13 protein-coding genes and 4 pseudogenes are annotated in these 20,840 nt (G+C 61.0%); 8 read left to right on the top strand and 9 right to left on the bottom strand.

Features of this window, described 5'->3' with window-relative positions; genetic code table 11:
• Positions 1 to 54 precede the first annotated feature (54 nt).
• Positions 55 to 1,035 (top strand): annotated as a pseudogene (locus ACSFC5_RS00930) (ATP-binding protein); the annotation flags it as partial.
• Here ACSFC5_RS00930 and ACSFC5_RS00925 read toward each other — a convergent pair.
• Entirely contained in the window at positions 945 to 2,522 is a 1,578-nt protein-coding gene (locus tag ACSFC5_RS00925; RefSeq protein ID WP_440763393.1) for a protoglobin domain-containing protein, read from the bottom strand. The pseudogene ACSFC5_RS00930 and the gene ACSFC5_RS00925 overlap by 91 nt on opposite strands.
• Before the next feature lie 199 nt (positions 2,523 to 2,721).
• Here ACSFC5_RS00925 and ACSFC5_RS00920 point away from each other — a divergent pair.
• Positions 2,722 to 4,598, top strand: a pseudogene (locus tag ACSFC5_RS00920) (PINc/VapC family ATPase).
• A gap of 155 nt (positions 4,599 to 4,753) precedes the next feature.
• Here the strand turns inward: ACSFC5_RS00920 and ACSFC5_RS00915 are convergent.
• The gene (locus ACSFC5_RS00915) at positions 4,754 to 6,115 is read right to left on the bottom strand and encodes an outer membrane protein assembly factor BamB family protein (protein WP_440763392.1); all 1,362 of its coding nucleotides are present in this window, start codon (positions 6,113 to 6,115) and stop codon (positions 4,754 to 4,756) included.
• Positions 6,112 to 7,152 (bottom strand): M48 family metalloprotease, encoded by a 1,041-nt coding sequence (locus ACSFC5_RS00910; RefSeq protein WP_440763391.1) that lies wholly within the window; start codon positions 7,150 to 7,152, stop codon positions 6,112 to 6,114. Before ACSFC5_RS00910 ends, ACSFC5_RS00915 begins: the two co-directional genes overlap by 4 nt.
• A 316-nt stretch (positions 7,153 to 7,468) precedes the next feature.
• Here ACSFC5_RS00910 and ACSFC5_RS00905 point away from each other — a divergent pair, with 316 nt between their 5' ends.
• Positions 7,469 to 8,362 (top strand): NAD+ synthase, encoded by an 894-nt coding sequence (locus ACSFC5_RS00905; protein WP_440763390.1) that lies wholly within the window; start codon positions 7,469 to 7,471, stop codon positions 8,360 to 8,362.
• Positions 8,363 to 8,454: 92 nt separating this feature from the next.
• On the opposite strand, the gene ACSFC5_RS00900 is transcribed toward ACSFC5_RS00905, so the two are convergent.
• Positions 8,455 to 8,859: a hypothetical protein gene (locus ACSFC5_RS00900; RefSeq protein WP_440763389.1), complete on the bottom strand. Its 405-nt coding sequence runs from the start codon at positions 8,857 to 8,859 to the stop codon at positions 8,455 to 8,457.
• A gap of 48 nt (positions 8,860 to 8,907) precedes the next feature.
• Positions 8,908 to 9,201 carry a winged helix-turn-helix transcriptional regulator gene (locus ACSFC5_RS00895; RefSeq protein WP_436346025.1) on the bottom strand — a complete coding sequence of 98 codons (294 nt, stop codon included), beginning with the start codon at positions 9,199 to 9,201 and terminating at the stop codon, positions 8,908 to 8,910.
• A gap of 478 nt (positions 9,202 to 9,679) precedes the next feature.
• Here ACSFC5_RS00895 and ACSFC5_RS00890 point away from each other — a divergent pair, with 478 nt between their 5' ends.
• Both ACSFC5_RS00890 and ACSFC5_RS00885 read left to right on the top strand, forming a co-directional pair.
• Positions 9,680 to 9,832, top strand: coding sequence for a DUF2080 family transposase-associated protein (locus tag ACSFC5_RS00890; RefSeq protein WP_440765002.1), 153 nt, complete (start codon positions 9,680 to 9,682; stop codon positions 9,830 to 9,832).
• A gap of 3 nt (positions 9,833 to 9,835) precedes the next feature.
• Positions 9,836 to 11,065: pseudogene (locus tag ACSFC5_RS00885) on the top strand (RNA-guided endonuclease InsQ/TnpB family protein).
• A 13-nt stretch (positions 11,066 to 11,078) separates the two neighbouring features.
• Here the strand turns inward: ACSFC5_RS00885 and ACSFC5_RS00880 are convergent.
• The 4 genes from ACSFC5_RS00880 to tafE all read right to left on the bottom strand — a co-directional run bounded on the left by ACSFC5_RS00880 (position 11,079) and on the right by tafE (position 15,532).
• Entirely contained in the window at positions 11,079 to 12,254 is a 1,176-nt protein-coding gene (locus tag ACSFC5_RS00880) for a DUF5305 domain-containing protein (protein ID WP_440763388.1), read from the bottom strand.
• 183 nt (positions 12,255 to 12,437) lie between these two features.
• Positions 12,438 to 13,607 (bottom strand): signal peptidase I, encoded by a 1,170-nt coding sequence (locus tag ACSFC5_RS00875; protein ID WP_440763387.1) that lies wholly within the window; start codon positions 13,605 to 13,607, stop codon positions 12,438 to 12,440.
• A 124-nt stretch (positions 13,608 to 13,731) separates the two neighbouring features.
• Positions 13,732 to 14,886, bottom strand: coding sequence for a CARDB domain-containing protein (locus ACSFC5_RS00870; protein ID WP_440763386.1), 1,155 nt, complete (start codon positions 14,884 to 14,886; stop codon positions 13,732 to 13,734).
• Positions 14,887 to 15,004: 118 nt separating this feature from the next.
• Positions 15,005 to 15,532, bottom strand: a complete 528-nt coding sequence (tafE, locus tag ACSFC5_RS00865; protein WP_440763385.1) for a TafE family fimbrial adapter protein — start codon at positions 15,530 to 15,532, stop codon at positions 15,005 to 15,007.
• A gap of 415 nt (positions 15,533 to 15,947) precedes the next feature.
• Between tafE and ACSFC5_RS00860 the strand changes: the two genes are divergently transcribed.
• From ACSFC5_RS00860 to ACSFC5_RS00850, 3 genes and pseudogenes are all read left to right on the top strand, one after another.
• Positions 15,948 to 16,565 (top strand): hypothetical protein, encoded by a 618-nt coding sequence (locus tag ACSFC5_RS00860; protein WP_440763384.1) that lies wholly within the window; start codon positions 15,948 to 15,950, stop codon positions 16,563 to 16,565.
• A gap of 166 nt (positions 16,566 to 16,731) precedes the next feature.
• Positions 16,732 to 17,490: pseudogene (locus ACSFC5_RS00855) on the top strand (DUF7289 family protein); the annotation flags it as partial.
• Positions 17,491 to 17,967: 477 nt separating this feature from the next.
• Positions 17,968 to 20,748, top strand: coding sequence for a hypothetical protein (locus tag ACSFC5_RS00850; protein ID WP_440765040.1), 2,781 nt, complete (start codon positions 17,968 to 17,970; stop codon positions 20,746 to 20,748).
• Positions 20,749 to 20,840: the final 92 nt, after the last annotated feature.

The following is a 20,840-nucleotide window of genomic DNA, read 5'->3' as shown; positions in this document are numbered from 1 at the left end:
CGACCGACCGATCTGCCAATAGGTCTTATATGATGGAGCAGTTACGAGTACACAATGGACGAGCGTGACCTCGAGACGCCCGTTTTACTCGCTCTCCGCGAACGAGATGGGAGCGGCGGCTCCGCCTTCGAGGCCTCGATTCGAACGATTGCGGCCGCGGTGGGTCTCGAGGACACGCTCGCTGACCGACTTCGTCTCGCGTCGACGCTGTCGGCACTCGAGTCGGACGGTCTCGTGGCGAGTCGGGGCCTCGAGTCGGGCGGCGTCGACTGTACTGACATCGATGCCGAAGCGACCGCACCGGCCGACGATACTGCCGACACACCTGCCCCCTCCGACGATACTGCCGACACACCCGTCCCCTCCAGCGCCGCTGCCGGCGAGACTGAGTTCGACGGCGACGCGGCCGACGAAACGAGCTACCGACTGACCGCTGCGGGCCGCGAGCGGGCTGACGATCGGTACGCTCGACTCGAGTCCGAACGAGTCGTCGTGGTCACCGACGACGACCGCCGTGAACTGCCGCTCGGCGCGGTTCCGGACGCGTACGATACTCCGCTCTCGAGGGCGCTCGCTGCCCGAACACCCGACGGCACGGTCTCGCTCGAGTCCGCACTCGAACCGGCGTTCGTCGGCCGCGACTCCGAGCGCGATCGGCTTGCGACACTGCTCGAGGGCGCTCGCGGCGGCCAGTCGTCGATCGCGCTCATCGCGGGCGAGCCGGGCATCGGCAAGACGGCGCTGATCGAACGACTCTGTGCGGACGCCAGCGATCGGGGCTTCGGGACGGCGATCGGCCGCTGTCGACGCGACGGTGGCGGCCCGTATCACCCGTTCCGCGACGCGTTCGACGATCGGGACGACGCGGAGCCGCTCCCGTTCGTCGACTCGCCCTCGCCGCCGGTCCGCGACGACGCCACCTACGACGCCCGGCTCGAGGCCGTCTACGATCGGACGGCCGCCTGGATCGAAGACCGTGCGGCCGAACGGCCGCTCGTGCTCGCGATCGACGATCTCCAGTGGGCCGACACGGCGACGATCGAGTTGCTCGCGCACCTCATCGAGACGGTCGACGACGCGCCGCTCGCCGTGATCTGCACCGCCCGACCGACGGCTCCCGAAACCGACGGACAGTTCACGTGGATCTCCTCGAGCGAGGCCATCGTCTCGCGGACTCGGTCCGTCCCGTCGTCGACCCGATCGACGGTTTCCTCGGTCGTCTCGACCGTCTCGATCGCATCGTCGCGAACCTCCTCCACAGCGGTTTCGATCGCCGCGAGGTCGCGTTTCGTCTGCTCCGCGAAGGACTCGACCTCGTCGGCGATAACGCCCATCGTTTGCGACCCAGTCCCCCGTCCGTCCGTCCGGGAGGCCTCGATCTTCGCGTTCTTCGCCAGCACGGTCGTTCGCTCGGCGAGCGCGTCGAGGCGGTCGACGACCGCGTCGATCTCCCGCGTTTGCTCCTCGAGATCGGCGACGGATCGGGAGACGGCCGTCGTCGCGTCCTCGATGGCCTCGAGTTCCGCCAGCGCGTCGTCGGCGGCGTCGACCCCCTCCGCGGCGAGTTGCTCGGTTCGGTCGCTCTCTTGGCGGACCTCGTCGGTGACGCTCGCGACTTCCTCGACCGCGGCGCTCAGTTCGCCGAGTTCGGTCGCGGCCCGATTCGTCTTCGTCGCCTGCGTGGCGGTGTGGCTGCTGATGGTCTCCGCGCGGGTTGCGACCGACTCACTCGCCTCGTGCAGCTCCTCGATCGGTTGCTGGACGTCGGCTTCCACCTCGCCGGCGAGTCGCTCGCGGCGCTCGATCGACTCCTCGAGGCGCCGTGCGTAGGAGTCGACGTACGTCTCGGTCGCGATCTGCATGTCGAGGTTGAGGAGTCGCAACAGCGCGAGCACGTCCATCATGCCGTCGTCGACGGCTGCTCTGACGGTCTCCTCGAACGACTCCTCGAGTCCTGTCTCCCCGCCGTCGTCACCGAACCCGAGGGCCGAGACGAGCCCGCCGAATCCGGCCTCGTCGGTGTCCCGCTCTGCGGCCCACGCCTCGATCGCGTCGACCACCTGCTGCTGGACGCGCTCGTCGAGTCGCTCGAGGAGCAGTTCGTAATAGACGCCGTACTGACCCACGTACTGCTTCAACGGCATGTCGAGCAGTTCGTGAAGTTTCCCGATCCGCGCGCGGTTGGCGAAGAACTGCTGGTCGTAGGTTCCCGTCGCCAACGAGACGAGATACGCCCGTTGGGTTCGCTTGAGCGCGTCGACGCCCTTCGGCGATCGGTCGACGATCGCCCGAGTCTCGTCGTACTGCAACACGTTGTCGTAGAAGTCGTCCGCGATCTGGTGTTGATTCTCCCGCAACAACGACTCGAGGTCGCGCAACCGTCGTTCGTCTTCCGCGTCGAACCCGATATACGCCTTTCGCCAGGCGATCTCGTCGTCGTCCAGCCCGATCTGGTCGACGAGATCGTCGGCGTCGAGAAACCCGTTGAGTCCGCCCTGCCCGAACGATTGCTCCGGATTCATTGCGTGAACGTGTTCGGTCCAGAATTGAAGGGACAACGCGTCTTCCCATCGGCTGGGAAGATAGTCCGAATTTTCGATAGATGGGCCGCGGTCAGCGTAGGGACGATTCATCGCGGATCTCGATCCGTGGCAACTCCCCACAGCCACGCCCGCTCCGGCGGTGGAACACCCTTATACGTGTCCGTCGACCAGTTGTCGTATGCACGTCGTGCCGGATACGAGCGTGGTCATCGACGGCCGCGTCTCGGCGACGATCGAAGACGGGCAGTTCGAGGGAGCGACGATTTCGGTGCCGGAAGCCGTCGTCGCGGAACTCGAGGCGCAGGCGAACGACGGGATCGACAGCGGCTGGGACGGGCTGTCGGAACTCCAGCGGCTCGCCGATCTCGCGGACGAAGGCGTGATCCACCTCGAGTACATCGGCGAGCGACCCAACGCCATCGAACGGGGCCACGCCTCGAGGGCGAGATCGACGCGTTGATCCGCGATCTGGCCGAGGAGCTCGACGCGACCTTCCTCACCAGCGACATCGTTCAGGCCGAAGTCGCCGAAGCCAAGGGGCTGACGGTCGAGCACGTCTCGCCCGAGATCCGCGAGGTCGGCACGCTCTCCGTCGAGAACTACTTCGACGATCAGACGATGAGCGTCCACCTCAGGGCGGGGGCCGTGCCGAAGGCCAAGCGGGGTACGATCGGCGAGATGCGCTACGAGCCGATCGCCGACGAACCGCTCGACGAGGAGACGATGGACGAGTACGCCCGCGAGATCGTCGACGGCGCCAAGGAAGCGCCCGAGGGCTTCATCGAGCTCTCGGAACCGGGCATGCAGATCGTCCAGTTCCGCGATTACCGGATCGCCATCGGCCGACCCCCCTTCTCGGACGGCATCGAGATCACGGCCGTCCGTCCGATCGCTCAAACCGACATCGACGACTACGAGCACGCCGACGAGTTGAAAGAGCGATTGCTCGAGCACCAGCGCGGGGTCCTGATTTCGGGTGCCCCCGGTGCCGGGAAGTCGACCTTCGCACAGGCGGTCGCCCGCTACATCTCGGACAACGACTACTCAGTCAAGACGATGGAGAAGCCGCGGGACCTGCAGGTCGGCCCCGAGATCACGCAGTACACCGAACTGGCGGGCGACATGGCCAACACGGCCGACGCTCTCCTGATGGTGCGACCCGACTACACGATCTACGACGAGGTCCGCAAGACCAACGACTTCGAGGTCTTCGCGGACATGCGACTCGCGGGCGTCGGCATGATCGGCGTCGTCCACGCGACGCGAGCGATCGACGCCCTCCAGCGACTCGTCGGGCGGGTCGAACTCGGGATGATTCCGCAGGTCGTCGACACCGTCGTCTACATCGAAGCCGGTGAGGTTCACACCGTCTACGACGTCAAGACGGAGGTCAAGGTGCCCGCCGGACTCACGGAGGAGGACCTGGCTCGACCGGTCATCCAGATCACGAATTTCCGGACCGGCGAACCCGAATACGAGATCTACACGTTCAACCGCCAGGTCGTCACCGTCCCCCTCAAAGACGAAGACGGCGGCCCGGCGAACGAGTCCGGCGTCGATCGGATCGCCAAACAGGAGATCGAACGGGAGATCCGCTCGATCGCCCGGGGCTACGTCGACGTCGAACTCAGGAGCCAGGACAAAGCCGTCGTCTACGTCGAAGACGACGACATCTCGAGCGTCATCGGCAAAGGTGGCGGTCGAATCACCGACGTCGAGAACCGACTCGGCATCGATATCGACGTCCGAACCCACGACGAGAACCCCAACTACGGAGCCGGCGGCGGTGGCGGCAGCGCCAGCGCGGACGGCGGGAGCGGCGGCGGACAGGCCGCCGGCCAGATGGTCACGCCCGAGATTACCTCGAGGCACATCGTCATCCCGGTCGACGGCAACCACGGCGAGACGGTCGAAGTGCAAGCCGGCGGCGACTACCTCTTCACCGCGACGGTCAGTCGCGGCGGGGAGATCCAGGTGTCACGCGGAAGTGCGATCGCCGACGAGTTAGAGCAGGCGGTCGATCGAAAGGAGCCGGTAACGGTCGTGCCGTCGTGAAGAATTAGACCACGAGTGAGGGACGCGAACGAGCGGACTTTTTTGGTGCAGATTTTTTGGCGGGGTTCGAACGCACCGTCGGTGCGTGAGGACCGCAGTAAAAAAGGTGCGTGTGCGAGATTCAGGTGTCTCGAGGGAGTGCGATCGCGGACGAGTTAGCGGATCGAGTACCGAGACTCCGGCTCCGAGCGGAAGCCGTACAGCGTCGCGCCGTCGACGGCGACGAGTCGGTCCTCGACGGCGTACAACCCGTCGGGACAGTCGATCTCCTCGAGGCGCGGAACCTGCCACCAGTCGTCGCCGTCGGCCCTGATGCCGAAGAGATCACAGTCTCCGTCGTCCTCGAGGGTGCCGTGACCGTAGACGCCGGCCGCGTTCGCGACGGGTGCGGTTTTGAACTCGACGTCGTCGCGGTGCCACGCTCGATCGCCCGCCTCGAGGTCGATCGCGGTCAGCGAGCCGCCCGTGGCGTAATAGAGACGGTCGGTCGAGTCCCAGATCGCCGGTCTGTAAGTGCTCCAACCCGATTCGAGCGGGACGGTAAACGTCGGCTCGCCGTCGGGATCGATCGCCCGCAACTCGCCGTCGACGGCGACGAGTGCGACGGACTCGCCGTCGCGCTCGGTGCTCTCGAGCCAGTCCGGCGTGTCGGGCAGTGCCAGATCGGTCCGCACCGACCCGTCTCCGTCGACGCCGTAGAGGGTGACATCGTCGTCACCGTCCGCGAGTACGATCCACGCCATGTCGTAGCCGACGGCCGTGTCGACGGCGGATGTGGTCTGTGGTTCGCCTCCGGCGCCGGTTGCGAACCCGTCGTCCCCGAACTCGAGGTGAAACAGTTCCTCGCCGTCGCTCGCATCGAACGCGACGACGCCTCGGGTGTAGGTACCGACGACGAGGTCGGTGATCGCGTGCAGATCGAGCCGCGTCGCGCGTTCCCGTTCGTCGCCGTCTGAAACGTCGGTCGTCCCGTCGTTCTCGTTTCCGTCCGTCCGGTTCTCGCGCCGATTGTCGTCACCGTCGTCCGCCCGCTCGTTCTCGTAACCCGCATCCGATTCGACTCCGTCGATTTCGCCGACGTCGGTCCACTCGGTCGACCACGCGGTTTCTGCCCCCTCTGCCCGCGAGCCGAACCGCGTCCGTGCGGTTTCGTCGCCGTCCCGCTCGAGTCGGACGACCGTCCCGTCCTCGAGGGCAAGGAAGACGGCGCCGTCGGCGATCGCCAACTCGCCGTTCCGGCTCGAGTCGGGGCTGCCGGCCCAGATCGGTTGCCCGCTACTGTCGTAGACGTGGACGGTCCCGCTGCTGGGAGTGAACGGTCTCGTCGAATCGTCGAAGACACCGAACAGGTACCTTCCGTCGGACGACCACGTCACGGACGCCCTGCCGTACCGATCGGCGGATTCGGTCCAGTCGAGATCCCCGGCGGCGGCCTGATAGCCACAGCCGCCGAGTCCGACCGCGAGCCCCGCGCCGGCCACCGCCAGCAGTCGGCGTCTACCGAATTCCGCCGTCATTCGTGATCACGCGCCAACTCGCGCAGTCGCTCGATCCGCTCCGCCGTGGGCGGATGCGTCTCCGGGAAGATGTCCGTGCTGACGAGTTCGTTCGAGCCGAAATCGCGACTCTCGAGCGGCGCGAGGTAGAGGGCCTCCGCCCCGCCGTCGAGTTTCCGGAGGTCTTCGTCCGGCACGTCGGGCATCGCCCCGTCAATTTTCTCGAGAGCCCCGGCCAGCGCCGCGGGGGAGCCAGTGATCGTCGCGGCGGCTTCGTCCGCCACGTACTCGCGCTGCCGGGAGAGCACGCGATAGAACAGCACGCTCGCGGCCCAGAACATCGCTGAGACGGTCAGCGTCACGACGGCCGTGACCGTGATGACGACGACGGCGACGAGGAGCGCGCGACCGTCGCTGTCGCCGCGTCCACCGCTCGAGCCGCCGCCGAATCCGCTCCCAAACAGCCGGACCAGTCCGTAGAGCACGTAGAACGCGACAACCGCGAGGTAGTAGGTGATCGTCGGCAACAGCCACGCGACGGTCATCAGGTTCGCGTCCCGGTTCTTCAGGTGAGCGAGTTCGTGGGCGAGGACGGCCTCGAGTTCGTCGTCCTCGAGGCGCTCGAGGAGCGCGGTCGTGACGACGACGCGTTCGTGACCGCCGCCGGCCACGGCGAACGCGTTGGGGGCTTCGCTTCGGATCACGGCGACATCGGGTTTCGCGAGGTCGATTTGCGAGGACAGCCGCGTGACCGCGGCGTGGAGGTCGGGGTACTCGCTCGCGTCGACGTCGCGCGCATCGAGCGATCCGAGCACCGTTCGCGGGCCGAATCGGTACTGGACGACGAGGCCGCCGAGAACGACGACCGTCAGGACCAGCGGATCGACGTAGAACTCGCCGTGGTACGGCCGCTCGTTGGCCCACTCGAGGAGCGCGATGCCGACCGTGTTCGCGAGAAAGACGAACGTGTAGACGAACGCGAACGGCAGGCAGACGATCAGGCCGAGCGCGACGAGCATTCGGAATCGGAGGGATCGATCTGCGAGGGTGGATCTCATGTCAGCGGGAAGTTGTAACCGTCTTCGGAATCAAACTGTTCGAATATAATTATATCTATCCGATAGTGAACGGCGGTCAGCACGCCGTAGAATGTGCAGAAAACGACTGCTGAAGGCGCTAAGTGGGGTCAGTATCGACGATCCAGACACTGTGATACTCGTTCGCAGTTGTTAATGGTAGATATTAGCACGAAACACCTCGTGTGCTGGCCGAGTGTCGTCCAATCTGGCTCACCACTACTAGCTGTTTAAGGAGTAAGCATTTATACGAGACGAATGTTGAATAGAACGTAACACAACATGGTGTTTGACCTCTATGGGAGCAGATAGGAAGACAGTCGTCTACTCAGGCGTTGGACAGGCAGACAGATCGTTCATTACGGACCGACCGGGGCTCGAGACCGTCCGCTCGCGAATCGTGAGCGACATTCGGTCGACCGTCGAGGACGCGAGCGCCGAGGGTGCCGTCGTCGCGATGAGCGGCGGGATCGACTCGACCGTCACGGCGGCGCTGGCCGTCGAAGCGCTCGGCAGCGACCGCGTCCTCGGACTCGGCCTCCCATGCCACAAATCCGAACAGACGGGCGTCAGCGAGGCCCGGACGATCGCGGAGGGACTGGGGATCGAGTTCGAGGAAGTTCAGTTGCGTCCCATCCTCGAGGCGTTCGAGGGAACGGTTGTGGAGTCGCTCGAGCCCGCCACTACCGATGCCGAGGATCGCCCACACGAGCGCACCCACGCGACCGGCAACGTCATCGCGCGCCTGCGGATGATTTGTGCGTACTACGCGGCGAACCGCCAGCGTCGGCTCGTCCTCGGGACGGCGAACCGCTCCGAGTGGTTGCTCGGCTACTTCACCAAGTACGGCGACGGTGCGGCCGACACGTATCCGATCGGCGACCTCTACAAGACGGAGGTGCGCGCGCTCGCCAAACGGATCGGGGTTCCGAAACGAATCGTCAGCAAGGAGCCGACGGCGGGATTCTGGGCGGACCAGACCGACGCCGACGAACTCGGCGCGCCCTACGACGTCATCGACCCGCTCCTCAAGCGGCTCGTCGAACTGGACGAACCGATCGGCGACGCCGCGGACGCGCTCGGCATCGACCGCGAGACGGCTCGCTCGATCGCGTGGCTGTGTGCCGAAACGAAGCACAAACGGACCACCCCACCGACGCCGGGAATCGCCGGCCGAACCGATGGTGTCTGACTGACAGTCTGCACTCACTCCCAGATACACCGCTCGAGGTGGCTATTGCCCGTTCACCAGCCCCGTCGGTGTCACGCGCGACCGCCAGCCCATTAGAGACCGCTGTAAACCTCCGTGTTGCGCCACCAGAACAGCCCCCACGAGAGCATGAACCCGGCTGCCATCGCGATGATGTCCTGGACGATACGCGGGAGACCGAGATCGACGATCGGGACGAGGACGATCGCCGACCCGATTGCGGCCCCCGTGACGATAAACACCAGATCGCCAGCGATGTGTTCTCGCGGCTGCTCCCAGTACTCCTGTCGCTCCTCGTCGTACCAGATTCCGATGTAGATCAACACCGGCGCCATCGAGGTGATGATCGTGATCACGTGATACTGTTCGGGTAGTCCCGCCGGTCCGAGAACGGCAATGTTGAGCGTGTTGGCGACGATCGCCATCGCGAACAGACCGATCAGCAACCATCCCCACCGCGGGAGCCTCTCCTTGTCCATGGAGAGGGACGGTTACGCCGTTAAAAGAATCCTCCCGTTTGTCGCCCGCTATTCGGCACAGCAGGCGTCCTTTTTCGGTGACTCCTCGACGCCGTTGCCGTCGGCTGCGACAGGCTCTTCGATCCGATAAAGACTCTGACGTGCGTCAGCAAAGTAGATATCCTCGTCGACGATCCCGATCTCTTCGAGTCGCTCGAGTGCGTATCGGACCGTTCGGGCCGACAGCATCGACTCCTCGACGATCTGTTTCTGGGTCAACGGCCCGTCGTACTCGAGTACCTTGAAAACGAGTTTGGCACTCGGTGGCAAATCTTCGATGTCCTCCCCGTCGGTCTCTGCCATACTACGAATCGAAAGCACCCAGCAGCATAAAAGTTGAGCCTTACGAGTCGTGACTATCGTGAAAGATTACGATAGAGTATGTCCAGTAAAGTAGGTGGTGGTGGTTCGTAACTGCCGAAATAGCGATTTGACCGGATAGTCAGGTTCTGGCGGAACTTGCGGGAGTTGCGAGTGACTGTGTGTCATATTGTCAATCACTCGGTGGTCGTGATCTCACTCCGCGCAACTCGGGGACCGTGAATCGTCAGTGGCCGTGTTGCAATTGTCTCCACGTCCCAAACGTGTGCAACCTGATTCGGCGCCGACCGCTTACCTAAATCGAGGCGCTAATGCTCCTTCCTCAGGGAGCGCCGACCGAAGGGGAGGCGCGATCAGGGAGGGGATACAGCGCTGCTCGTGTTTCTTGCACTGTACTGTTGCAGGCCCGCAAGCCCACGCTATCGATAGCGTGATGTTGTAACAGAGTATATACAAGTTAATCGATCGGCACGAAATCGAGGGCTACGAAGTCCTCGACCGAGACGTTCGCCCGGTCGGAAACGGCGCACACGTTCTCGTCCCGAAACGGTGGACTGGAGCGGACGTGAAGGTCGTCCGCGTTTCCGAACCCGACGCCGATTCTGGCGGGTAGATCATGCGCTACAACTACAGGTATCGGCTCAACCCAACCGACGAACTCCTCGACCGGTTAGCGTGGACTGTCGATACCTGCCGACAGGTCTACAACCACTTCCTGCACCGGCTCAACCGAGAGGACGACACATCGGCGTACTCCGAACAGTCGGTCCTTCCTGACCTCAAACGCGAGTAGACCGACCTGAAACAAGTCCACTCGAAGGTGTTGCAGAAGGTCGTACAACGACTGTACGACAACCTCTCGACGCTGAAAGGTCGGAAGGACAACGGCCACCGCGTCGGCGAACTCAAGTGGAAAGGCCCACAGGAATATCGTTCGGTCAAGTACAGTCAAACCGGCTTCGAACTCAACAACACGAGTGGCTGCACTGTACTTTCTCTTTCCAAAATTGGCGATATTCCGATGGTCTACCACCGCAACGTTCCCGACGACGCCACGATCAAAGAGGTCGTCGTCAAGCAGGAACCGACCGGCGAGTGGTTCGCTGTTCTCGGGATCGAAACCAAAGACGACGCGCCGCCGAAGCCCAAGACACTCAAGAACTGTGTCGGAATCGACGTGGGTCTCCTGAAGTACGCCCACGACAGCGACGGAACAGCCGTCGAGTCACCGGACCTTTCCGACGAACGCGAACGGCTGGAACGAGAGCAACGGAAACTCTCTCGGAAAGAGCACGGATCGGCGAACTACCGCAAGCAACAGCGAGTAGTCGCCAAACGTCACGCCGACCTGATGCGAAAGCGTCGGGACTTCTTGCACAAGCTTTCGAACCACTACGCTCGAGAGTACGACCTTGTGGCGGTCGAAGACCTCGACGCCAAGGGATTGATGGAACTCCCGTCGAACAGCCGCAACCGCGCCGGAGCGGCGTGGGGAACGTTCCTGCGAATGCTCGGATACAAGTGCGAACGCGAAGGTACGCACTTCGTTGCTGTCGATCCGACCGGAACGACCAAAGAGTGTGCAGCCTGCGGTGCCGAGTCGAACACGCCGCTATGGGTCCGCGAACACTCGTGTCCGTCGTGCGGCTTCACGGCAGACAGGGACTGGAACGCGGCCTACAACATCTTGGTACGCGGTCTGAATCAAGTAGGGATGGACTGTCCCAAATCAACGCCTGCGGAGACTGCGCTCCCTACGGGAACCGATTCGGTTCCTGCAAAGCGCGTCATCGAAACAGGAAGCCCCACCCTCAAGGAGCAAACGGCGTCAGCCGTGAGCGAGTAGGGTGGGGAGGAAGTCACAGCTTCTGCCAGACGTCCTCGTCGTCGTCGAACCCGTCGTCGGGATCGGCGAACTCCTCGTTGCCCTCGAGATCCATCTCGTCGGGCGAGAGTGCCGGCTCACCGTCGACGACCGCCGGCTGCTCCTCTAAGTTCATCTCCGGCCAAGCGGTCTCCTCCCAGAGCCCGCGGTCGCTGTAGTAGTAGACGACGCCGTCGTTAACGACGGCGAACAGGCCGCGTTGCGTGTCGTGGACGACGCGCTCGTTCGTGTCGATCGCGACGTCGACGACGTCCTCCAAGGTGTCGAGCGAGACGTGATAGTCGCCGATCCACATCGGAATCGAGCCGCGCGAAATCCACTCGGCGTACCGCCGTTCGTGGACCGTGCGTCGGGCGGCTTCCGCATCGATCGGCGATCGTCGGGCGACGAACGCACCGGCCGCGAGCGAGAGCGTGCCGAGCAGTGAGAGTCCGGCAATGGCCGCAAGACTCCGTGACTCGCTCGTCTCTATCGTTCCAGTCCGGTGGGTGTGCGTTTCGGACGCGGACACCGGTTCCTCGAGCCAGTAGGCGGTGTCCGTCACGCGAAACGTGGTCGACTCGCTTTGGATCCCCTGATTGGTTCCAGTGTCGTACTCGACGCGGAGGACGAACGCCACGTCGACGTCACCGACGCCGCTCAGTTCGCTCTCGAGTTCCTGCTGTCGCTCTCGGTAGGATTCGACGTCGACCGTCGTTTCGGACGTTGCGACGCCGTCCTCGAGCGCCGGTGAGGCGTCGATTACGGTGTGGCTCTCGTTCCAGAACGACTGGTCGTTTCGAGTCGCCTCGTACCGCACCTCGAGTTCGTGGCTCACTTCGCCGCCGTCGATCGGCGTCCCGTCGCTCTCGTTTCGGAGTTCGGTCTCGGCCTCGAGCGTCAGCTCGGGCGAAGCGTTCAGCATGTAGACCTCACTGTTCTCGAGCCGATCGCCCTCGTTCCAGAGCGGCCCGTCCTGAACGACGACGGCGCTCGTCTGCAGGTCACTCGAGATGCGCTCTTCGCCGAACTGCGTCTCGGTCGTCGTCGACGGGTTCGCGACGGCCCAACCGGTCCCGGCGAGCGCGAGCGCACCGATCACTATCAGCGCGATCGTGATCGGACGACCGTATTCGGCGAGCAGCAGGTCGAGACGCGGATTATCGATCACAGTTCAGATTCCCCCGGAGTCAGTTCGGCTGGCGTCCGTTCCCCGCAGTGTCCGGTTCGAGCCGTTACCGGACCGTTCGAAAGACACGTATGCGTACATTCATCCGAGGCAACCATTATAACGATACTGGCTGACGACAACGGCTATTTGAAGCTACCGGCCCGCTGCCAGTGTGAGTGTCTCTCACAGCCACTCCCGAAGTTTTCGCTGGAACCGAGTCGACAGCGAGACGTGCGATCCTGCGGATCGAACGCGCAGGTCGTTGTAGCCGAAGACCACGAGTACGATCGCGACGGTGACGCCGACGATGACGCCGTTTACCGCGGCGATCGCTGCGAGCGGGTGCAGCCCGTGGAGCCAGACGATTACGGACGGCGGGAGTACCGCGAGATACCGATACTCACCGAGATGTCGCGTGTACTCGCCGGTCTCATGGGGAGCGGTGAGCGAGACCGTCGTCTCTCCGCTCGAGCGTATCCCGATCGTCTGCGAGCCGGGATCCGCCGCGATATTTCGACTCGCGGCGTCGTGAACGGCCACGATCGGGAGATAGCCCGCGTTGTCGACGGTCCGCGTGAGTTCCGCCGTCTCTCCGGGGGCGAGCACCTGTGGATCGTCGGTCGGCGAGTCCGTGCTCACGAGTTCGTACTCGGCGGTGCCGGCGGGAACGACCATCGACGCGGTCGCGAACGTGACGAAAACGAGCAAAATCAGCCCCAACGCCGTCCAGAACGCGATGACGTTCTCGCGGGAGCGCGAGCGGTGCGTCTCGCGTCGACCGGGTCCGAATCGCTCGAGGAGCGTTCCGAAGCCGAGCAGGGCGACGCCGACGGCGACCAGCATCGCGCCGATCCCCTCCGAGTCGGCCGTCGCCGTCAACCCGAGGACCGACGCGACCGTCCCGTAGGCCGACTCCGCGAGGCCCTGGACGCCCATGATCGCCGTGCCGAGGTACGGTATCGTCACGGCCTCGCCGTTCACTTGCCAGGCTTCGGCGACGATCTGGCCGTCCGTGACGTGGGGTTCGCCGCCGTCCTGGTCAGTAAAGGGGTTCGCGTCCCCTTTGGTGACGTACCCCTCGTCAGTCTCGCCGACCACGCGGTGGGTCGTCAGTCCGCCGTCGTGTAACTCTCGGGCCTCGAAAACGACGATATCTCCCGCCTCAACGTCGTCGGTCACGACGCTCGGGATCGCGACGAAACCGTCGCCGGCGTTCATCGTCGGCTCCATGCTCCCGGTCGCGACGTAGCCGAGCAGGATCGGCTGTCCCAGTAGCTGTCCGACCAGCAGGAGGACGATGCAGACGGCGACGACCAGCCCCAATCCTCGTTTGAGGAGTGTGGCCGACGTCATCGTGTGGTGGCGCAGAATATCATTCTGTAACGACTATTCAATTACTGATTCACTTGGGAAGCAAACACCTTAAACTCCCCGAGAGTCGGCGTTTGACCCTACAGGATCGCCGTCCGGCGATTCGCTACCGCATCGGAACGAACGCCCACCGGCGGTTCGCGGCGATACCCAGGAACAGAAACCCCATCGCCATCGGCGGCGCGAGGGCGGCCGTCGCCGCCGCCGACAGTTCGCGGTTCTGAACCGTGATCGTGGCTCGATCCGCGACGGTGATCGTCCCCGCTTCTACACCGCTGACCGCTATTTCGTACGTCCCGGCGTCGTCGAACTGCCGCTCGAACGTCACCGTCGTCTCGCCGTCCGGTTCGATCATCACCGTCCTCGTGTCGACGACGATGCCGTCGACCGCGAGCTCGAGCGTGCGCTGCACTCGCTGCCCGGTCGGGTTCGACACCGTGGCTTCGATCGTCGCGCTCTCGCCGGCCGTAATCTCGGTAGTGGTGACGGATGCCTCGAGGACGTGGATCGGCGGCCCCTCGACGGTGACCGACTCGCTCGCGACCCCATCGACGCCGATCTCGTACGTTCCGGGCCACTGCATCTGACGTTCGAAGACGGCCGATTTCGTCTCGCCGGGTGGAATCTCGAGCGGTTTGGTGTCGACGACGGTGCCGTCGACGGTGAGCCGCGCCGTCGTCTCTTTCGTGGTTCGACCCACGTTCTCGTAGGTCGCGTTCGCGGTTACGTTGTTGCCGGTTTCGACCCTGGTTGGGTCGACTTCGAAGCTCGTGAGTTCGACGCCCTTGGGGTGGTCTTCGTCTTCCTCTTCTTCTTTGTCTTCATCTTGGTACTGGACGTGGATCGTGAACGTTTCTACATCCTCATAGTTCTCGGTCGTATCAACCGAGACGCCGACGTTCGTAGTGTCTCCAGCCGACGGTTCGAGCGGGGTCGACGCCGAGATTTCGGCCGATCGATCGCCATTCTGGTAGAACTCGAGGCTCAGGTCGTCGTTCTCGATCCAGACGCGCTCGACGGCATCGTCGTTGACGGTGACGGCGAAGACGTCGTCGAACGTGGTGTGTGCGTGATTGTTGAGTTTCTCGAGGTCGAGTTGGAGTTCGCCGTTCTCGTTGAGGGAGGCGTATTGGGAGGTTGGCTCGAGGACGATGTCGTCAGATGCCGTGTTTTCACCCACCGTAATCGCTACTGTTGGGAATGCGAGCGCGACGAGAAAGCAGGCTGTCGCCGCGATGAGTAGGATCTTAGTTGATGGCATTTCGACGACTCACGGTATTATTACTAGGTACGGTATAGGAATTGACAATTATTGCGAGATTTATCTCCGTTCCCAACAATCGTAGACACTTTCTCCTCTACTTATTGGGCGAAGAAGCTTATGGTGTGCTGTGTTCGCTCTCGTCGGCTTCGAACGTTATATCTCCAGTAATATTACCAACGCTGTTTCCGCCGGTTAAGTCAATGACTACGTTCAAATCGATATTTCCACCGTTAGCGCTTAAATCAACTGCACTTCCAGAACCGACAATAGAACTGCCACCAGACTCTTCGATATCAAGTTCGACGCTGCTAGCAGCACCACTGTCCGCAACAAAGAACCCAACATCTTGAGTGCCGTCGTTAGTAATTGTAATCGCCTGATTAAAGCGAGTAGTAGCATTCTCATTGAGACTCTGCTCGTCCAATGTAAGAACTGTGGCATCACCTCCATCTTCAGTGCCAACGATTGCACTTCCCTCTGAATGTTCAGCAATCTTCAAGAGCGCACTTGAGTCATCATTAACACCGAGGTCAACAGTTCGATCGGCCTCCACACTACTAAACGCGCCCGTCCCGAGCGCGGCTCCGCCACCCGCGACAATCGTACCCAATCCAACTAACACGTTGCGTCGATTCATTCTCATGGTTATGATCTCCGTACAACCGCGCTAGAATCCGTCACCCGAGGGCGGGGATTCCGAACGCGGTCCTTACTCCCTCCCAGACAGTCCACCCACTTTGTATTAGGTTGCCAGAAGTACTGAAAGCCGACCAATACACACGTTCAAGACTGTCCTGAACGGCTCTGAATCGGCGTCTGGCCGCTCGTAGTCAATACGATCAAATTTGGATAGAACACGGTTCTCGAGACCGTTCGGCCGTAATTCGGGTCTCGGCGGAATCCATCAGGCCAGAACATTCATGTGTTAACCATCCAGAATGTATCCAGACAGCAACTGAGTGGAGTTGGTGAGTTAATACTGGTCCATCGCTGCTCAAGTCCAGGTCGGACTGATCTCTGCGACGGTGCCTCCTACCGGTTGCTCGAGCGAGTGTCGCATGCGTACGATAACATATCTCGGATTGGGACTGCTCGTCTGTGGGGCGCTCGTCTTCGTCGCCTCGAGCGGTGCGTTCGATTCGACGGTGGCCGACCGTAATATTGGCGTCGAGACTGTAGATGATGACACAGCTTATGTCGGGATCAGCCAGCCCGATGTCAGCCTCTCTGCAAGTGATGGAGAGTTTGATTGTACAGGAACCAGCACTGTACCGTTTTTCTGGACTGAAATTGAATATTGTTCTGCTGGCCAGTTTATCCATAATGAGTTGATATTGACGTTGAGCGATCAGACCCCGTCGAGCGAATTTGAAGAAGCGATCTTGAGTGAAATTTCAGACTCTTCTGATAATCCGTCGACCGAGTCTGCTACGTTCGAGACTACAAACGACGAATATATGCTTCAAGCGGAGATTCAGTGCGCTGCGGAATGCATTGGCGGTTCAACTGTCGATAACGCGTGTCAAAGCCCGTTAGGGTCTTGGGAAGCTGCCCAGACTGCTGCTGATAATACAGCCACAATCGAACTGGAAGTGAACGGCGAGAACATTTCCGTTGACCTCAGGCGGACAGTCGAAATCGAGTGTGAGGGTGGAACGGTCACCGGACCCGGATAAGTGGTAATTCTGTCTCTCGCTCCGCTGGTCAACGACTACCGATATCTGCACCCGTCCCCTATCGTTGTACCTCGAAATCACCACTCTCGAGGCGTATAGCGTCGGTATCGCCAACCGGTAAACCTTCCTGAATATATTTATAGTGATGGCTTTCTAGTGGGATACAATGACTGGTACTGGTGGGAAAAATCAGGGATCTTGTTTTCGAGAGAAACGGGGCGTAAGCCCAATCGTCGGTTTGATACTCCTCATCGGGATGGTGATTGCAGCGACGGCACTGTTATTGCTTATTGGGTCACCGATGCTCGACGCGTTCGAATCGGAGAGCGAACGCGAGAAAGTCTACATGTGCATGGACGAGTCCGATCACCGACTCAATACTGTCGTGGGGACGGGCACCGAGCAATCGATGGCGTTCGATGATTCAATTTGCCAACCCAAAATCGATGGGGAAGGGACGATACAAATTACCTGGTACGATAATTCGACTGAGGATCCAAACTGGGATAACGAGAGTCGAACTGTCTCTGAGGAACTCGGTACATATGAGTTTGAACTCGAAGATCGGACGATTGCCCATCAAGGCGGCGGTATCTGGGAACGTTCCGGCGATAACGTCAGAATAGATAAATCGCCAAATGTTGGATTCAATTCCGATGGAACCTTTCAACTAGACTTTATGCAACTCGATCCGGTGGACAACGACGGATCGCTCTCGAGAGCCTACAATAACCACGAGGCTGCTACCAATATGGCAGAACGGTTCACCGAGGTTACAGACTCTCCAGACGGCGATAATTTCGCAATCAAAATCGAAAGCAAGTATGCCGAGGGATGGGAACAACATTTCGTACGAGAAGCTGAAGATATTACCGAGTGGGACGTCACTGTAACTCGTCCGGATGAGGATATTGTCGTGGTAGAAGTAGAAGGAATAGGTGATGTATCTGCTACTGGACATTTCCTGATTGATGAAGACCGAGGATTAATTGAGCAGAGCGGAAATCCTATCGACGATAGTTTGGTTGAGCAAGGTGACAAGTTCTTTATCGATGCTACGCTGTCGAACTACGGAGAGATGGAGAGTAACGTCACCGCTACATTATCTATTTTCGACGGAGCAGAAGTCGTTGCGGAGCGAACGATCGAGTCAGAAGACAAATTCGCCAAGGGAGACCAAGTATTAACGAGCGAACAAAACGAGTGGGATGGCGGAAATGAATTTTTCGACACAGGGTCGGAAGGAGCTAATTCAGTCGATCTCACACCAGGGACTAACTATGAGTATGACATCAAAACCGATCCCGGTGGGGACACGCTCGACGAGCTGGGATCGTTCTACTACTTGGCTGAAGGCGTACACTACACCGTTATCGACACCTCCACTACTTCCTCGGATGGGGTGATCAACGTCTCAGCGGACATCCGAAACCTGGGAATCGAGAACGGGACAGCAGAACCTGTCACGCTCGAGATCAAGCCGGACGGTGGTAGCGAGACTGTTAATTCGACCGCGGAAGTCGAACTCGACAGCATCGAGGCCGCGACCGCCTCGTGGTCGATCAACGAATCGGAGTGGCCGAAAGGTGACTACGAGTTCGTCGTCAGAACTTCCGATGACGAACACGATGGTTCGTTCGAGATCGAGAATGGCGGTGCGTTTGAGATCAGCGAGGATCTCGGGATTCCCGAAGAGAATCAGCTTAATGGGACGGACGGGCAGGTTATTACGGCGGAGAGCAATGTCATCATCGAAGCGAATATCAGCAACACGTTCGCTACCGAACAGACGCAGAATATTACACTCGACGTGCTGGACGGAGACGGACAGACGGTTGACAGTGCCGAAAAACTCCTCACAATCGAGGGAAGCGAAACAGAGCAGGTCGAGCTGACGGCGGGCTCGCTCGAGCCCGGAGAAATCTACGAGTACAATATCTCCACAGAGAATGATGATCTCGACGAACGAGGTTCGTTCCTTGTCGTCGACGAGCCTGCCGAGTTATCTGTCGAGTCAATTTCGGTTGCCGGCGGTTCAGTCAAACCGGGGAGCACACTGACGCTCGAGGCAGATGTTCTGAACCGGGGTGCAGACGGCACGCAGTACCTCTGGATCGAGGGATTCAACGGAGACATCGTCGACGTCAAAGAAATCGAACTTGACAGTGGTGAGTCGACGACGACAACGCTTGAGTGGGGCAACGTCGCAGTGCCGGACCCAGTCGACGAGACGACCGTCGCGGTCCGGACGAGTAGCGACGAGAGAACGGCAGACGTCGATGTCGACCCACTCCTCTTGTTGAACGACGTCACGGTTCTCGATGGTCCGACTGAGCCCGGTCGGTCGATAGCAATCGAAGCCGACGTCGAGAGCGTCGCCGGTGACGCCAGTCAGAACGTCGTTCTAGAAGGGTTTGACGGCGATCAGGTCGATTCGCAAGAGGTTACCGTCTCGGACGGTGAGACCGAGACCGTCTCTCTTGAGTACCGAACAGACTGGACGGCGATTACGGATCGCGTTACCGTCCGGACGGACGACGACGAGATAGACGAGGTTGCCGTGATCGATCGGGACGGCCCCATCTGTAGTGAGGTGAGTTACGCAGGGAGCGGGACCAGCGAGGATCCCTACGAAGTCAGTACCGTCGACCAACTCCAGTGTATCGACGAACACGACCTCGACGCGGATTACGAACTCGTCGACGATATTGATGCCCAGGGGACCGAGTACTGGAACGGCGGTGCTGGCTTCGAGCCGATCGGAGAACAGCGGAGTTGGGGCGAGGAGTTCTCAGGCGACTTTGACGGCAACGGACACGCGATCGAAGGGCTCCACATCGATCGACCAAACGAGGACTTTGTCGGCCTGTTCGCTGCTAACTCGCACTTCCATAGCGGAAATGAGTACGGTGTCGGTGACGGTTCCAAGATCCATAATCTTCGACTCGAAAACGTCTCGATCCACGGCCAGCAAGTCACCGGCGGCCTGATTGGCGCAGCCGGCGGTGTCATTGAGGACGTCCGTGTGAGCGGGACTGTCGAAGCCGAGTATCAGGAAGTCGGTGGAATCGCCGGCTCTTCTCACAACGCTGATTTGGACAACCGGCTCGTCTCGGAAGCTACGGTTCGTGGTGGTGTCCCGGCCGCAGCGACCGACGAGGTGGACCATCCCTGGGGATCCAATAATATGGGGATCGGCGGTATCGTCGGTTCGACCGGATACAACACCGAAATATCGACCGCGTACTCGCTGGCTGACGTCGAGGGGCCCTTCGGCGTCGGCGGAATCGTCGGCTGGACGTCCGACTTCGCCAGCGAGAACGAGCAGATGTACTGGGCCGAAGGGAGCATTACGGTCACAGCGAATCAAAACGAAATCGATAGCTATCTGAATGAAATGGGCCGGAGCCCGCACGACGACGACACCGGCGGGGCGATCTTCGGCCGTGGCGACGACCAGGGCGACGAGTTCAAAGATAGTGTCTACTACAACCGAGACTCCCACGAGTTCGCGTTCGGCGAACACGTCATCGGCGACGAGATCTCCGTGAACGAGCGAACCACCGATGAAATGCAGGGACTCGAGGTGACCGAAAGCGGAAATCTCGCCAACCTCGATTACGAGGAGGACGGCGGGCCCTGGGTTGCGATCCCCGACAATTATCCACGATTCGCCTGGGAACTTGCCGCTGAGGGAGCGTTCGACGTGACCATCGATGATGTCGAGAACGTAACTGCAGGGGAAGCTGCGACGGTGGAGGTGACCGTTACGAGTCGGTACGAAAACAGGGAGGAATCTGACGTCGAACAGACGATCGCTCTCGAGAACCCTGACGGACAGACGGTAGACACGGAGACGGTAACGCTATCGAGTACGCTCGGCGAGAACGACGCTGAAACGATCGAACTCGTCTGGCAGACCGATGCGGAGGACAATGGGACCGCTGAGATTAGCGTCCGGAGCGAAGACGGAGAAGATTCCGCGACCATCGATATCGAACCGGCCGAGCACGGACCCGGAGCCTCGGACGGTCCCGGTCTCGGTCCAGCACCCGGACACGGCAACGTCGGGGACGGCAGTGAATACGACTTAGGTCCTGGCGGGTCGAACAGCTCGGAAAGCGACGTCCCGGGTATCGATTCCGATATCGACATCAACGTAGATGTCGTCGAAATTAACTGATTCGTTTTCGACGATTCGAATACGGTCGACCAAAAGCGGGAACGGAGATACCCGTTCTAATCCGGGCGCGTCGTGATAACCGAATTGCCGTT

The organism is Natronorubrum marinum (assembly GCF_052040125.1).
Taxonomy (GTDB): Archaea; Halobacteriota; Halobacteria; order Halobacteriales; family Natrialbaceae; genus Natronorubrum.
The sequence above is the reverse complement of the archived record's forward strand: the minus strand, read 5'-3'. Positions and strand labels throughout refer to the sequence as shown.

Bases quoted from the DNA above. Each gene is read 5' to 3' on its own strand.
- ACSFC5_RS00905 (WP_440763390.1), top strand. From the start codon at position 7,469: ATGGGAGCAGATAGGAAGACAGTCGTCTACTCAGGCGTTGGACAGGCA.
- tafE (WP_440763385.1), bottom strand. From the start codon at position 15,532: ATGAGAATGAATCGACGCAACGTGTTAGTTGGATTGGGTACGATTGTC.
- ACSFC5_RS00860 (WP_440763384.1), top strand. From the start codon at position 15,948: ATGCGTACGATAACATATCTCGGATTGGGACTGCTCGTCTGTGGGGCG.
- ACSFC5_RS00910 (WP_440763391.1), bottom strand. From the start codon at position 7,152: ATGAGATCCACCCTCGCAGATCGATCCCTCCGATTCCGAATGCTCGTC.
- ACSFC5_RS00870 (WP_440763386.1), bottom strand. From the start codon at position 14,886: ATGCCATCAACTAAGATCCTACTCATCGCGGCGACAGCCTGCTTTCTC.
- ACSFC5_RS00925 (WP_440763393.1), bottom strand. From the start codon at position 2,522: ATGAATCCGGAGCAATCGTTCGGGCAGGGCGGACTCAACGGGTTTCTC.
- ACSFC5_RS00895 (WP_436346025.1), bottom strand. From the start codon at position 9,201: ATGGCAGAGACCGACGGGGAGGACATCGAAGATTTGCCACCGAGTGCC.
- ACSFC5_RS00875 (WP_440763387.1), bottom strand. From the start codon at position 13,607: ATGACGTCGGCCACACTCCTCAAACGAGGATTGGGGCTGGTCGTCGCC.
- ACSFC5_RS00900 (WP_440763389.1), bottom strand. From the start codon at position 8,859: ATGGACAAGGAGAGGCTCCCGCGGTGGGGATGGTTGCTGATCGGTCTG.
- ACSFC5_RS00915 (WP_440763392.1), bottom strand. From the start codon at position 6,115: ATGACGGCGGAATTCGGTAGACGCCGACTGCTGGCGGTGGCCGGCGCG.